This is a genomic window from Planktothrix rubescens CCAP 1459/22 (assembly GCA_904830895.1).
Lineage (GTDB): Bacteria > Cyanobacteriota > Cyanobacteriia > Cyanobacteriales > Microcoleaceae > Planktothrix > Planktothrix agardhii.
On sequence record LR882958.1, the window covers coordinates 2,367,202 to 2,381,613 of the forward strand.

Below are 14,412 nucleotides of genomic sequence, written 5' to 3' on the forward strand. Positions count from 1 at the left end.
AATCATACTAATCTTTTTAGAGTTTCGATCAAAACTTCTTGATTGAAAGACGCTTTAGTAATATAGGCATTTGCCCCAACTTCTGCACCTTTGCGTTTATCTTCATCGGAAGCTAGAGAAGTCACCAGAATAATCGGTAGTTCACTATAGTCCCGATTTTGTCGAATTTTAGTGACTAAACTTAACCCATCCAAATTAGGCATCTGGATATCAGAAACCACCGCATCAAAGGAACGAGTGCCGAGTTTATTAAACCCATCTAATCCATCCACCGCCGTCACAACTTCATAACCCGCGGCTTCTAAAATTCGTTTTTCTTGAGTCCGAGTGGTGATTGAATCTTCTACTAATAAAATCACCGGTTTAACAGAGGAATTATCCTGAACCTTTAAAGCAGATCGGACGATGGGGGAACTGATCACACCCGCTTGTTTACGAATGGATTTAATTAAGTCTTGAGGACTTAAAATAATACAGACTTCCCCCGTTCCTAAAATCGTGGCTCCCGCCACATTTCTGACCCGTTTTAATAGTTGGCTTTGGGGTTTTAAGACCACATCCTGCTCATCAACTAAAGCATCAACAAACAATCCTAATTTTTCTTCTCCCACTTTTAGAATAATGCAGGGTGAAGCCACATCCATTGTGGGAGAACTGGGATTTTTTTGGATCAAGGATGGGGAAAGGGAAAAACGAGATTTGGACTCTTGAGAAATTGTAGATTCCGGTTCAAACTGAGAAGAAGTCCACCGAATTTCCAATAAATCAGCTAGTTGAGCTACGGAAATCGGTTGGTCTTCAAAAACAATCGTTTCTCGGCCTTCAATCGCAAAAATTTCATTAACTTGAACCAGCTTTGTCATTTGGACAAATTCGACGGGAATGGCATAGGAAATCCCCTGAACCGATACAATTAAAACATGGGCTGTTGCTAAGGTAGTTCCCAATTGAATCCGAAATACACTACCCTTTCTTGGGGAAGATTCGACTTGAATAATGCCTTTTAAACGTTCTACATTGGTTCGTACCACATCCATTCCCACACCCCGTCCCGATACTTCGGTGACGACTGTTCGGGTGGTAAAACCAGGAGCAAAAATTAAACTATGAATTTGTTGTGGAGTCATTCCCAATAATTCTTCCGGTTGACAAATTCCCCGTTTTAAAGCAGTTTGTTTGATTTTTTCGATATCTAATCCCCGACCATCATCACAAACTTCTAACACAACATGGGTCGCTGTTTGATATCCGCGTAACTCAATTTTTGCGATCGCCGGCTTACCTGATTTTCGCCGTTCTTCTGGAGTTTCAATCCCATGATCAATGGCATTTCTTAAAATGTGCATCAAAGGATCTTTCATTTCTTCTAAAATCCGTTTATCCGCACGGGTTTCTCCACCAGAAATCACTAATTCAATTTCTTTTCTCTGCTGCCGCGCTAAATCCCGTACCATGCGAGGAAACAAATTAAAAATAGTTGATAGGGGTAATAAACGTAAGGTTCTGATCCCATCTTCAAGTTCATCACTAATAATATCTAAACGGGCAATATCTTCAGAAAAAGTATTTCTAAGTTGATTAATTAAAGATCCCAACTGTTCTAAACGTTCCGTACTACGATGATAATAATTTTGCAGTTGCCCGATTGTTCCCTTTTCAGAACTATAACGATTGAGGTTATTTTCTAAGTCATGAACCACAAACCGATTCACAAAAGCATCTCGACTCCATTCCTCCCATAAACTCACCAGGTCTTCAATTTCATTTAACCGATGGGCAATCCGAATTTTTGTTACCGTTAATTCTCCCGTTTGAGTCATTAACCCATCTAAATTACGGGTGGGGACTCGAATGGTTTCAATTTTATAAGTAGAGTCGCGACTGATGGTGACCGGAGGGGGAGCATTCATCGGTTCAGCCACCGTCGTCACTGGAATAGGCATCTCATCCGGCGGGGACACCGGAACTGAGTCAATCACCGGTTCCTCGATTGCTTGGGGTTCTTCTGGAGGTTCAACTCCCTCCGGTTCATCCTGTTCACTGTTCCCCGTTCCCTGTTCCCTGTTAATGGCTGAAATTGCATCCGTCGGTGTTTCGGGTTTAGCCCCCATCAGATAGGCTAAACTATGAAAAGCATTAATCTCACAGGGTTCTCCGGTAACCGCAGCATAAACTAACTGACGAATCGCATCAATCCCATAGGAAATTCGATCCACTAAATCGGCCGTGAGGGTGGTTTCCTGACGTTTCAACCCCCCTAATAAATGTTCAATTTGATGGGATAAGGTGGCAACATCTTTGACCCCTAACATTCCCGCATCCCCTTTCAGGCTATGGGCTTCTCGCAATAATTCTTCTATTTTTGCTGCATCATTGGGATTTTTTTCCAGATATAATAATCCTTCATCTAAATTCTGTAAATGTTCTTCACTGGAGGTTTTAAAAACTTCCCGTAGTTCGTCATCTTCAATCATCATAATTTTTTCATCCTGTGACTGTAATTCAATTTTGAACGATTAAACCAGAGTTTGCAGATTTTTGGCGGTTTCATTTAACCTTTGAACTCCCTGTTTGGTTTGGTTGATGCTGGTTGCCATTTCTGTGGAAACAAAATTTAAGTTATTCATGGCATCAACAACTTGTTCAACCGCAATAGATTGTTGTTGGGTATTTAGGGAAATTTGCTGCAAATTAATAGCGACATCATTAATTGCATGAACAATATCTTCAACGGATTTCGAGCCCTCCTCTGTCACCCTAATAGTTAAATTAGTCGCCGTTTGAATATCCGTAACAATTGAACTAATTTTTTCGGCTGATTTACGACTTTGATCTGCTAGTTTACGAATTTCAGATGCCACCACCCCAAATCCCTTCCCACTGTCTCCGGCTCTAGCAGCTTCTACAGAAGCATTTAAGGCTAACATATTTGTTTGACTTGCCAAATCCGTGACCACATTTGTAATACTATAAATTTTTCCTAAATGTTCACTTAAACGCATAATTTGCTGTTGTAATTGTTCCATTTTTATTTTCAAACTGAAACTATTACCCGTTTCAACAGATGATTTTTGATAACCACCCGCTAAGAGTAAAACTTGATTAGCTCCGGTGGCGGCTGTTGATGCTTGTTCGGCAGATTGGCGACTTGATGCACCCAATTCATCCATACTAGCTGTAGTTTCATTCACTGAACTTGCTTGCTGAACAGTGACTCGTTCTTGAGATTCCATAATATTAACTAATTCTTGGGAGGCTTGCAAAATTTGGGATGCTTCTTGATTAATTCGCTTGAAGATGAGAGTAATGAGGCTAATTCCCAATAAAATTGAACAAAATATAGTTGCTCCTGTTCCGATCCAAACCGTATTAATCAGGTGATCTAAAGCATCATTTTGCCGTTGATGGTACGCCTCTACTTGTTGAGTTTCCAAGGCGATAAATTTTTGAGTTTTCTCTAAAACCGTTGTTGATAATTCCGTACCTTTTCCTTGCTTCCAAATCTCTAGGGCTTGGTCAACTTTATTATCATTAATTAATTTGAATAATGCCGAATAGTATTGTTCTAATTCGTCTACCGATGCAGTTAAACTATCTAAATCTTTAATCAATTCACTATTGGGAATCAGTGTTTTAACGTCTATAAATGCTTGTTGATAAAGAGATTCAGCAGTTTTATACAAATTATATGACTGAGGATTTTTAACTAAAATATATCCCTGGGCAGCAATCGTTAAGTCTTTCGTGGCTAAAGCCAAGTTATTAATAGCTTGCATGGCATCACCGGCTGTTTGGACTTCTATGGTTGTTTTACGAACTTTTTCAACATTGGAAGATACAATTCCAGCTACTAATACAGAAAGCAAAATTGGAATTAAATAACTGGCAATAATCCAGTACCTTAAACCATTGAATTTTAACATATTTTGGTGCTATTGTTATATTAAACAATTGAGTTCAAATTTAACGCAACTTCATTCAATTTTTCCATTCCTATTTTAGCTTGATTTAATCCATTAGCGGTTTCTCCAACCCCCTGACTTAAAACATTCATCGCCTCTAAAACCTGTCCAATGGCGATCGCTTGTTGCTTAACATTAAGGGAAATTTGCTGATTATTCAATACTACATTATTCACCGCTTCCGCAACCACAGCAAAAGTATCTGCGGTTTCCCGGGTGAGTTCTGCATTAGATATAACAGTTTTTGTCCCTTCTTCCGTTGCCATTACCGTTGAATTAATTGCAGTTAAAATATCAGCAACCAGGGTATTAATTCTGAAGGCAGATTTTTTACTTTCATCCGCTAATTTTCTGATTTCCGTGGCGACAACTGCAAATCCTTTGCCATGTTCTCCGGCTCGAACTGCTTCTACAGCAGCATTCAGGGCTAACATATTGGTTTGATTCGCTAAATCACTAACTAACTCAGAAATATTCCCAATTTGGTTTGTTTGTTCACTTAAACGAATAATTTGTTGAGCAATCGCTTCAACTTTTTGTTGAAGATTTTCCATCCCTGCTAAGGTACTATTGACCGCTTGTTTTCCCCCTTCTGTTAATCCTAAAACCTGTCTAGCTTGATATGTAGCTGACTCGGCTTGTTCCGCCGTTGACCCAGAGGAAGCACTCAATTCATCCATAGTTATTGTAGTTTCATGAACAGAACTCGCTTGTTGATTTGCTGTTCGTTCTTGTTCTGCAAGGGTAGCAGCAATTTCGGTGGAAGAAGTGGCGATAACTTGTGTGGCTTGATGAATGGTTCCACCAATATTAACCGCAATTAATAGGGCAATAATAATCACCGTCACCAAAATTAGCAAGGCTCCAAACACGAGCGTTGTTAATAATCCGTTCAATGATTCTTTTGCTTTAGTTGTTTCCTGAGTTAAAAGACTAGCTTCTGTTGTCGAAAATTCATCGCTAATTCGATCAAAATCGATCACATATTGAGTTGCAGTGCGAGCTTTTTCAATGGCTTCAGATAATTTTCCTCGATTTGCTAGGATAAAAGCTTGTTGTGCCATTTGATCATATTCATTCACTAAGTTATCAAGTTTTTGTAACCGTTGTTTTTGCTCTGGACGATAAACCAAGGATTCCAATGTTTTAGCCGTTTCCCGATAAAGGGCTAAACCGGAATTATATTCCGTTAAAAAATCTTGATTTTTTAGAGCTAAATATCCCCTTAAACTCCGAACCATCCCTTGAGCGCCTCGTTCCATAACATTGACTTTTAAAATTACCTCTTGAACCCTTTCTGCCTCTTTGAAAGTATTAGATACTTGATTAATATTGCTATAAACCAATGCGGTTAATCCCATAAATAAAAACACGGGTATGCTATATCCTAAGAGTAACCTCTCTCTTAATTTGAAATTGTTAAACATATAATTTTTGATGGTTGATTATAAAATTCATGAAATCTATCTTACCTGGGATTAAACCTCTTGATCAACAAATAATTCTCCTTGAGTCATAATTTTTGCCACATTCAGAATGCTCATCATTTTGTCTTGATAAAAAGCTGTCCCCTGTAAGTATTCATCCTGTTTGAGATGAACCGCCGTAGGAATAGTTTTAATCTCGGATTCTTTTAAGTATATTACATCAAAAATTCCTTCTACTATAATTCCAGCCACAATATCATTAATTTTAACAATCATAGCCTTGGATAATACCTGAGAGGTTTGTAAAGGTAAATTCACTAAACCTCGAATATTCACTAAAGTTAATATTTCCCCGCGTAAATTCATATTTCCAACAATATGGGGAGGAGTACAAGGAATCGGTGTAATATTATGAATGTCTGTAAATTCTCGGATAATTTCTAGGTTAACCCCAAAATATTCTCCATTTAAACTGATCACAGCTAAAGCAACTAACCCAGTAAAATCTTGGTTATCAATGGAACATCTTAAATTTTTAGCTCGTTCTTGAAAAATTATGCGTTCTTCTGGGGTTGCATCGGGAGAGAAAATATAATTTTGTACTTTCTGGTAGGTGTGTTGTTTGGAGGACTCTCCTTGGAGATGGGGTTGATGATTTTCGAGATTTATTCTCTCTAAATTAAAATCTGGGAGAGAGTGACTAATATATTGAATCAGGGTTTCTGGATTTAAAATCATGACCAAATGTTCATCAACTTGAGCCACACCTTGAAGATAATAGGAAGGGTGAACCTGATTAAATTCCTGTTGAAATTTATAAGCTAATTCAGTTTTAATGGCATCGCTAGTAATCATTTTCACTTCAGAAACTTGAGTGACAATAATTCCTAATCTAATGTTATTAAATCTTAAAATAATTACGCTATCTGATACAGTATAATTCGGCTCAGGATACCCTAATCGAATAGTTAAATCAATAATGGGAAGTAACTCTCCCCGCAGATTAATTAAACCCACTAAATCAGCAGGGGCGGCGGGAATTGGTGTTAATTCGGGCAGGAAAAAAATTTCTTCAACTACAGAAGCCATAATTGCATAACACATCGACTTCAGTGTAAAAATTAAATAAGCCATAATTCAGTTATCAGTAAACAGTAAACGGCCAATAGTCAACAGTCAATAGCTAAATGTTTATTTTCTAAAAAAACAATTAAATCTTGAGCCGTAACTCCTTCTAAATGTTCAATCCCCATGGTCGGAGGTAAGGATTTGAGGAGAGCTAAAGCGTTACCATACATTTTAGCTGATCGGGTATGATCTCCTTCCCGTTCATAAATCGATGCGAGTTCCAGATAGGCTGGAATGGAGGAGGGAAGCAGATAAATAATTCTTTTGGATAATAACTTTGCTCCAACTAAATCCTCCTGTTCTTGAGCGATATGCAAGAGTAAATAATAAGGTAATATAGATAAAGAATCTATTTCAATCGCTTTTTTACAGTAAGATATAGCTTGTTCATATTGTCCTAGATTTGCCCATGCTTGTGCCAATAAATAATAAGCATCAAATTTAGTTTCGGATTTTAGGTGGCGATTTTCATTTCTTTCTTTTTTTTCTGTGATGGTCAAATCCAGATTTTTTACATAATAGTTATAAGTTTGAAGAAATTGTTCAGTTTTTTGAATGGCGGCTGAATACTGTTTATTTTTAAAATATCTTTTTGCTTCTTCTAGGCTTTTTTGAGATAACTTTAAATTTTCAGCTTGATGATTCTCAACCTGGTTGGTTTTAGGGTATGGCTCCTGATATTTCCGAGAAGAATATAATAGATTATTCCAACGATTATCTATATCAATAATTGATTTAGTGTTAATAGTCAAGGGTTCTTTCCATAAATCAATAGGTCGTTGATAAATCATGGATTCAGGATGAATTTTTGCTTGAAATTTTCCAATATTTTCTATACCTTGTAATTCAGCATGACCTGTAATTAAATAACCTCTTGGTTTTAAAACATTAAAAAACTTATAAATTACTTGATTAATATAGTCTTTTTCAAAATAAACAAAAACATTCCGACAAATAATTAAATCCACATCTTGAATCGGGTTATAATTAGGATGACAATAGGAATCTTTAACTAAATTCAAATTAAAAAATTTAACAGAATTCTGAGTCAACGAATTGATTTTCCAATCTTCTCCTTGTCGCATAAAGTATCTATTTCTCAGTTCTAAGTCAACCATACGGAAAGACCAAGCGGTGTATAAGCCTTGATTGGCTTTTTTTAAGGCTTCCTCATTCACATCAGTTCCTAGAATCTGAAGATTCCAACTTCCCCAGTCTGGGATTAACTGTTGAAGTAAAATAGACAGGGTATAGGGTTCTTCCCCCGTCGAACAACCCGCACTCCAAAGAGTTAAACTTTTGGTGTCTTGCCGCGATGCAATTAAATCTGGTAAAACTACAGTTCGTAAGAGATTAATTTGACCTTGATCTCTAAAAAAATAACTTTCAATGGTTGTAATTAAAGGAATTAATTGTTTCCATTCCTCTCGACTTTGGGAACTATCGGTACTTAATAAATCTAAATAAAATTGAGGATGAGGCAGTTTTAAAGATTTAACTCTGATCTTTATTTTTTCAGCCAGTACACCGTAGTCCTGCAAACGAATAAATAACCCGGTTTGACTTGTAATCAGCTTAATAAAAAGTTCGATTAGTGCTGGTTCCATATAATAATCAGTTATCAGTTAACAGTCATCAGTTATCAGTTTAAGAGTTAATCAAAATCAGTCATCGGTTAACAGTCATCAGTTATCCGTTCAAGAGTTATCAGTTATTAACTAATAACTGCCAACTAATAACTGCCAACTAATAACTGTTAACTGATGACTGATGACTGATGACTGATGACTGAGTTTAGGCGGGATAAATTCTTAAACGACGGTTTGGTTCTTCCCCAAAACTATTGGATTTCAGACGATAATGTTCTACTAATTCATGCTGCATTTTTCTGACTTGGGAAGACCGAGGCAGTAATTCCACAGGTTGTCCTTTAGGAATCACAATTTGTTCCACCGCTAAACGGGCCTCTTCCAAGGCTTCGATTTCATCAGAAGAACCACTGGCCACAAACAAATTCAAATCCGCAATTTCTGGGGTACTGGGATCTTCCATTTGTAACAGACGTCGTAGGGCACGGGCAATTTGAGGGTTGTTCGGTGATTTTATCGTATGAATCGGAACTTGACGAGTTTTAGCAACATGGCGGATTTTGGATTGATTTCTAATATGCGATCGCAACGCCAACACCACATCCGCACTATCAATATCCTTAGTCAAAATCACCGGTAAAGACAACATTTGGATCACCTGTTCAATTTGATGACGAGGAACCCCATAGGGATAAATACTTAACGGTGAACCTTCCCCTAGTTTATGAATTAAGGTAAATTCCTCATCGGGAACACCAGGGATAACCCCAGAAAAAGACTGTTCTAGTAGTTGTTCAAAATATTGAGATTCTGACGCCGTATTTTCCACAGGTAAAGGCATCATTTTCCCTGAACCTCGCAACCCCCGAACAACAGGCATTGTAGCCGCAGGTTCCCGGGATTTCATCGTTGAGCGTCCAGGACTGGTAATGGGGTTAACGGGAGTATATCGTTCTTCAAAAACTTCAACTTCACCCGCATCATTCATAGTTCTGATTTGCAAAATCGGCTGCATTCCGCGTAACAGATGATCAATCGTAGTCGCTACAGATTCATGTACAACCCACCGTTGCTGTTCCAACATTTCCACCGCCACATCAAAGGTCGGAGGGGCTTTACGCTCCAATACCGTCTTTTGAGAACCCCGACGTCGAGCTTCCTCATCCCCTAAAGTCACCGCTTGAATTCCCCCAATCAAATCGGCAAGGGTGGGGTTTTTCATCAAGTTTTCAATCCGATTACCGTGGGCTGTACCAATCAACTGTACCCCCCGTTCGGCAATGGTTCGCGCCGCTAAAGCCTCCAGTTCTGTGCCAATTTCATCAATCACGATCACCTCTGGCATATGGTTCTCCACCGCCTCAATCATGACTTGATGTTGCAGTTCAGGACGAGCCACCTGCATCCGACGCGCCCGCCCAATGGCAGGATGGGGGATATCTCCATCCCCAGCAATTTCGTTAGAGGTATCAATAATGACTACTCGTTTTTCCAGTTCATCCGCTAACACACGGGTAATTTCTCGCAATGCCGTGGTTTTTCCCACTCCTGGACGACCCAGCAAAAGGAGCGATTGACCCGTTTCCACCAAATCTCGAATCATGCCAATCTTACCAAAGATGGCTCGACCCACCCGACAGGTTAAACCAATCACCTTTCCCGTCCGGTTGCGAATTGCGCTAATTCGATGTAAAGTTTGCTCAATCCCAGCCCGGTTATCCCCGCTAAATTCCCCAATCTGCACAATACAATGTTCCAGATCGTCCAAGGAGACAGGGATAGTCGAGAGATATTCGGCTTTGGACGGAAAACGAGCCTCTGGAAGACGCCCCAAATCCATCACAATCTCAATCAGACTATCTCGTTGGGGATGCTGTTGCAAATTCTGCCGAATCTCATCAGGAACAATGGAGAGTAATTTGTTCAGGTCGTCTGTAATTTGCATACTCTTATCATTTATCAGTAAATAGCTATCAGTTATCAATGATGAATCAGTTATGATTTCAGCAGTCATTTATGAATTTTTTATCAGCAAAACTTTTTATTTTATTCACCGATAACTGATTAATGATCGCCGATAACTGATTTAATCTGGGAGACAAGGGTTGAGGCTTTACCGACCACTTGCCAGAGCAACTCCGGGTTAGCTTCCAGTACAGATAGGCTAGGGCGCGTCTCGACGGAAGAAAGCGTCTTCTTCTGACTCAAAGGTTGAGATCCTTCAATGAAGGTTTCCTGCCGTTGAAAACTATCCCTTTGAGGTTCGGTCGTGGATCGGGATTCCAACTGTTCCAACAGGGGTGACAACAGAACACGGGCATAGCTACCATATCCAACACCCGCCACCCGATGACCATAATTAACTGACCTTAACTGTTTTCCACCGATGGTCTGAGTTTGTTGATCAGGATTTGGAAAAACGGGGTTAAGCACAGGATCATCTATAACTGTTGACTGTAAAAGCCCAAGGGATTTGAGCTTGGCTACAGTATAATCGTTTGTGCCACCCGCAAGCTGTACATATCCAGGTAAATTTGCCGCCAAAATTTTTTGGCACAGTTTCACACTTGCCAAGGTTGTCCCCGCCCCAATATCCCCACTCATCGGTCGGCCATCGGTTTGCCAAATTAAGGGACAATTCAGGGGTAGGATCATTTCAGATAAGGTTTTCAGATAGTTGACTACCCCCTCCCCATCCGGGCAGCTAATTGCCACCAGTTTGAGTTTTTCCAAATAGGGTTGGATACTATTCCAGAGTCGTTGAAAGTCTTTCTCTCGTCCCACTTGGGTATGAATTTCTAAGGCATCTATCCCAGTTTGTAATACCAGAGGAGCAATCTCATCCGGGCGAAAAACATAAGACCGAGCATCAATCAAATCCACTGGACAGATTGGAATACAGCGTCCGCAGCCATAGCATAGTTCATCTATGACACCAGATTTTAGGGGGGAAAATGCGATCGCTCCCGTAGGACAAACCGTTTCACAGGGTCGCCAACAACTTTCAGGACAAACGGTCGCCTCAAACTGCGCCTTCCGAAAATGCGGATCTTCACCATCATTCAAGCTCACCATTAACCACGGACGATAGCGATAGCCAAATCCCAGGGTTTGGGCCTGTTCACCGAGAAATTCAGCCCGGTTTAAGGCTTCCTGAGCCACTGTAATCACCGCCGGGTCAGCCGCCACATCAATACAGTCCGCCCCGGCTAAGGTGTAGGCTAAGGTTAAATTTCGGATCGCAGGCAAATGTTGATAACTGGCTCCGCAAATGAGTTTGAACCAGTTACCTTGTTGTAAAGCTGTTAAAGGAGAATCATAATTGTTCACACTTTCTATGGTGACACAAGAATCAGCGTTTTAGAATCATCTTTTAATTGATTAATCAGATGGTTTTTGTTAAAAAAATTAAGTTGGGTAAATACCCAACTCATTCGGCTTAAAATCAACCTCAAAATTAATAACAGTGTTCAAGCCGCAACATTTACATCCTTGAGCGGTGTCCATTGGACGACTCGCGCTCCACCCATTTCCACCACCAATTTGACCCGAGGTTCTTGTTGGGGTAGCTGAGTCAGAAACGTTATCTCTTGACTCGACAAAATATGACCTTCAATAATCCACAGCACTAAACCTTTCGATTTGGGTGGAAGTTGCTCTAACTGGGTATTTAAAATCGGAGGAACATAATAAACATCCCCAACAGCCGCTTCATTCCCACTGCTTTTTTTACCTAAATGAGCAGGACGAACCCCATGCACCCCGGTTAAATAAGCCGATAAATCTCCTAAACCCCGTGCAGATAGGTTATAGGTTGTATATCCATTCGCCCGCAACCGACGACGATACCGTCCTTCAAACCCCCCTTCCAGGGGAACATACATTCCTAATGCCTTGTATGTTTCCAAATCTCTAATCAGCTTGCTTCCTGTTGTAATCAGTGCCATAACTTGGTGATTAACCTCTTAACTGCATCTTGCTGAATCTCTGCTTGAGATATTTTGACACAATTTTGATCAGAATCCCAATGGGTTATTGACAGATTGTTAAAATTACCCTACAATTAAAAATTGTCGCTAATCGGTCAAATACTGTTAGCTTCTAAAATACCAAATTTCAGAGGCTGTGAGGACATCGCGTTAACGGTGTTCACCCCAAAGAAGTCAGGAGTTAGGAGTAGAGCAGTTAAGCCGAATCCGCAAGGAAACAGCAACCGACTGACCTTAAACTCTAAACAAATTCGGCGCGAGCCAAGAGATCTGCAAAGGGTTTGAGATACATCAGCAAAGGATACTGAGTAGCTTGCTGCTCAAGTCCGGGCGACATAAGTGCATTATTGAGGGCAATCCTCGATTTGCAAACAGCTTAGAACTTGTTAATAGCCTGAAACTGTTCTAAATTCCCCAGGGTTTATCCTGCTTAAACGGTAGGAGATGATTTTGGCGTGTTTAAACATCTACAAGCCATTTTAGCAAATGTCTTGTTCATCTGTTGCAAGCGGATTCTTCCTTAAAGTCGATCCGAATCTTATTTGTAATGCTTAGAAAAGAGAGGCTAGTTTAAGTGTCTGTAGGTATCCTCGGCACAAAGGTCGGTATGACCCAAATCTTTGAAGCGGAAAGCGGGAAAGCTATTCCTGTCACCGTCATTCAAGCTGGGCCTTGCATCGTGACCCAGATTAAAACCAAACAAACCGACGGCTACACAGCTATCCAACTAGGATACGGTGAAGTTCCTGATAACAAACGCAAGCTTAATACAAAAAAAACTCCCGACAAAGAGGTCAATAAGTATCTCAGCAATGCGGAACAAGGACATTTAGCCAAATCCGGCGGCACCTGTGTACGTCACCTGAAAGAATATCGGGTCAGCGAACCCGAATCTTTTCAATTGGGCCAACAACTCAAAGCTGACATTTTCACCCAGGGACAACTGGTGGATGTCAGTGGAACCAGTATGGGTCGTGGCTTCTCCGGTTATCAAAAACGGCATAACTTCAAACGAGGCCCCATGGCCCACGGTTCCAAAAACCATCGTCAACCCGGTTCGATCGGCCCTGGAACCACTCCTGGCCGTGTTTACCCTGGAAAACGCATGGCCGGACATTATGGAGCCAGCCAAGTGACCACACGCAAATTAATCGTTGTGCGTATCGATCCTGAACGTAACCTCCTGTTAGTCAAAGGAGCGGTTCCTGGCAAGCCCGGTGGTTTGTTAAGCATCGCCCCAGCTAATATCGTCGGTGGTAAGTAGTCAAGGAGATAACTATGGTTGATTGTGTAGTCCGAAATTGGCAGGGTGAAAGCGTTGGACAAGCAACCCTTGATCTGAAAGTCGCATCCCCCGAAAATGCCAGTCATATTGTTCATAGAGCCGTAGTCCGGCAACTAGCCAATGCTCGTCAAGGCACAGCTTGCACCAAAACCCGGGCGGAAGTTCGGGGGGGCGGTCGCAAACCTTGGCGTCAAAAAGGCACAGGTCGCGCTAGAGCCGGTTCTATTCGTTCTCCCCTATGGCGAGGGGGCGGGGTGATCTTTGGGCCAAAACCCAGAGACTATTCCCAGAAAATGAATCGCAAAGAAAGACAGTTAGCCCTACGCACCGCCTTTCAAAGCCGGGCTGAGGATTTAATTGTGGTAGAAGACTTTGCAGATCAGTTTTCTCAGCCGAAAACCAAAGATCTAGTATCGGCGATGACCCGTTGGGGAATTGAACCCGATTCAAAAGTCCTCTTGGTACTGTCAGAGAAACAACCGAATATTTATCTGTCCGGTCGCAATATTCCTAGATTGAGAATGTGCTTGTCCGATAGCTTAAACGTTTATGACGTCCTAGCTGCTGACAGAATTGTAACAACTGCTGCTGCCCTAGCCAAAATTCAGGAGGTTTACGGAGATGCAACATGATCCCGGCGATCTGATTGATTTGGTGAAGCGTCCGATTGTAACGGAAAAAGCCACAAGGTTAATGGAAATTAATCAGTTCACCTTTGATGTTGATCGGCACGCAACTAAGCCGATGATCAAACAAGCAATTGAACTGTTATTCCCCGTTAAAGTCAAAGCTGTTAATACCCATATTCCGCCTCGTAAACGTCGTCGGGTCGGTAAATTTGTGGGATTTAAAACAGGCTACAAACGGGCAATTATTACCCTAGAGGATGGGGAGCCTTTGCGGAAAGTCTTGTTCCCAGGGGTGTAGAGTCAGTTGTTGGTAATCAGTAAACAGTAAATATTGTAAGAATTAAACATTAAATCTTGCATTTTTTCTTGACTGATAACTGATAACTGATAACTGATTACTGAT

At 40.7% G+C, this 14,412-nt stretch carries 11 protein-coding genes; 3 read left to right on the forward strand and 8 right to left on the reverse strand.

Annotation, left to right across the window (positions count from 1 at the left end):
• Positions 1 to 2 precede the first annotated feature (2 nt).
• From NMG86_RS11095 to NMG86_RS11130, 8 genes are all read right to left on the reverse strand, one after another.
• Positions 3 to 2,474 carry a hybrid sensor histidine kinase/response regulator gene (locus tag NMG86_RS11095; RefSeq protein ID WP_026786913.1) on the reverse strand — a complete coding sequence of 824 codons (2,472 nt, stop codon included), beginning with the start codon at positions 2,472 to 2,474 and terminating at the stop codon, positions 3 to 5.
• Positions 2,475 to 2,516: 42 nt separating this feature from the next.
• Positions 2,517 to 3,923 carry a methyl-accepting chemotaxis protein gene (locus tag NMG86_RS11100; protein ID WP_026797646.1) on the reverse strand — a complete coding sequence of 469 codons (1,407 nt, stop codon included), beginning with the start codon at positions 3,921 to 3,923 and terminating at the stop codon, positions 2,517 to 2,519.
• A 20-nt stretch (positions 3,924 to 3,943) separates the two neighbouring features.
• Positions 3,944 to 5,389 (reverse strand): methyl-accepting chemotaxis protein, encoded by a 1,446-nt coding sequence (locus NMG86_RS11105; RefSeq protein ID WP_026797647.1) that lies wholly within the window; start codon positions 5,387 to 5,389, stop codon positions 3,944 to 3,946.
• 51 nt (positions 5,390 to 5,440) lie between these two features.
• Positions 5,441 to 6,523: a chemotaxis protein CheW gene (locus NMG86_RS11110; RefSeq protein WP_026797648.1), complete on the reverse strand. Its 1,083-nt coding sequence runs from the start codon at positions 6,521 to 6,523 to the stop codon at positions 5,441 to 5,443.
• A 35-nt stretch (positions 6,524 to 6,558) separates the two neighbouring features.
• Positions 6,559 to 8,124 (reverse strand): CheR family methyltransferase, encoded by a 1,566-nt coding sequence (locus tag NMG86_RS11115; protein WP_026797649.1) that lies wholly within the window; start codon positions 8,122 to 8,124, stop codon positions 6,559 to 6,561.
• Positions 8,125 to 8,311: 187 nt separating this feature from the next.
• Positions 8,312 to 10,051 (reverse strand): R3H domain-containing nucleic acid-binding protein, encoded by a 1,740-nt coding sequence (locus tag NMG86_RS11120; protein WP_026786908.1) that lies wholly within the window; start codon positions 10,049 to 10,051, stop codon positions 8,312 to 8,314.
• Positions 10,052 to 10,170: 119 nt separating this feature from the next.
• Positions 10,171 to 11,436 (reverse strand): circadian clock protein LdpA, encoded by a 1,266-nt coding sequence (gene ldpA / locus NMG86_RS11125; protein ID WP_026797650.1) that lies wholly within the window; start codon positions 11,434 to 11,436, stop codon positions 10,171 to 10,173.
• 140 nt (positions 11,437 to 11,576) lie between these two features.
• Entirely contained in the window at positions 11,577 to 12,053 is a 477-nt protein-coding gene (locus tag NMG86_RS11130) for an NAD(P)H-quinone oxidoreductase subunit N (protein ID WP_026786906.1), read from the reverse strand.
• Positions 12,054 to 12,669: 616 nt separating this feature from the next.
• On the opposite strand from NMG86_RS11130, the gene rplC reads away from it, so the two are divergent.
• The 3 genes from rplC to NMG86_RS11145 are packed head-to-tail and all read left to right on the forward strand — an operon-like array spanning position 12,670 to position 14,307.
• Positions 12,670 to 13,359 (forward strand): 50S ribosomal protein L3, encoded by a 690-nt coding sequence (gene rplC, locus NMG86_RS11135; RefSeq protein WP_026797651.1) that lies wholly within the window; start codon positions 12,670 to 12,672, stop codon positions 13,357 to 13,359.
• 14 nt (positions 13,360 to 13,373) lie between these two features.
• Positions 13,374 to 14,012: a 50S ribosomal protein L4 gene (gene rplD, locus NMG86_RS11140; RefSeq protein WP_026786904.1), complete on the forward strand. Its 639-nt coding sequence runs from the start codon at positions 13,374 to 13,376 to the stop codon at positions 14,010 to 14,012.
• Positions 14,002 to 14,307 carry a 50S ribosomal protein L23 gene (locus tag NMG86_RS11145; protein ID WP_026786903.1) on the forward strand — a complete coding sequence of 102 codons (306 nt, stop codon included), beginning with the start codon at positions 14,002 to 14,004 and terminating at the stop codon, positions 14,305 to 14,307. The genes rplD and NMG86_RS11145 overlap by 11 nt, the downstream gene beginning before the upstream one ends.
• Positions 14,308 to 14,412 lie beyond the last annotated feature (105 nt).

What these genes read in the sequence shown, in the direction of transcription:
- NMG86_RS11095 (WP_026786913.1), bottom strand. Translation starts at nt 2,474, where the DNA reads ATGATTGAAGATGACGAACTACGGGAAGTTTTTAAAACCTCCAGTGAA.
- NMG86_RS11100 (WP_026797646.1), bottom strand. Translation starts at nt 3,923, where the DNA reads ATGTTAAAATTCAATGGTTTAAGGTACTGGATTATTGCCAGTTATTTA.
- NMG86_RS11105 (WP_026797647.1), bottom strand. Translation starts at nt 5,389, where the DNA reads ATGTTTAACAATTTCAAATTAAGAGAGAGGTTACTCTTAGGATATAGC.
- NMG86_RS11110 (WP_026797648.1), bottom strand. Translation starts at nt 6,523, where the DNA reads ATGGCTTATTTAATTTTTACACTGAAGTCGATGTGTTATGCAATTATG.
- NMG86_RS11115 (WP_026797649.1), bottom strand. Translation starts at nt 8,124, where the DNA reads ATGGAACCAGCACTAATCGAACTTTTTATTAAGCTGATTACAAGTCAA.
- NMG86_RS11120 (WP_026786908.1), bottom strand. Translation starts at nt 10,051, where the DNA reads ATGCAAATTACAGACGACCTGAACAAATTACTCTCCATTGTTCCTGAT.
- NMG86_RS11130 (WP_026786906.1), bottom strand. Translation starts at nt 12,053, where the DNA reads ATGGCACTGATTACAACAGGAAGCAAGCTGATTAGAGATTTGGAAACA.
- rplD (WP_026786904.1), top strand. Translation starts at nt 13,374, where the DNA reads ATGGTTGATTGTGTAGTCCGAAATTGGCAGGGTGAAAGCGTTGGACAA.
- NMG86_RS11145 (WP_026786903.1), top strand. Translation starts at nt 14,002, where the DNA reads ATGCAACATGATCCCGGCGATCTGATTGATTTGGTGAAGCGTCCGATT.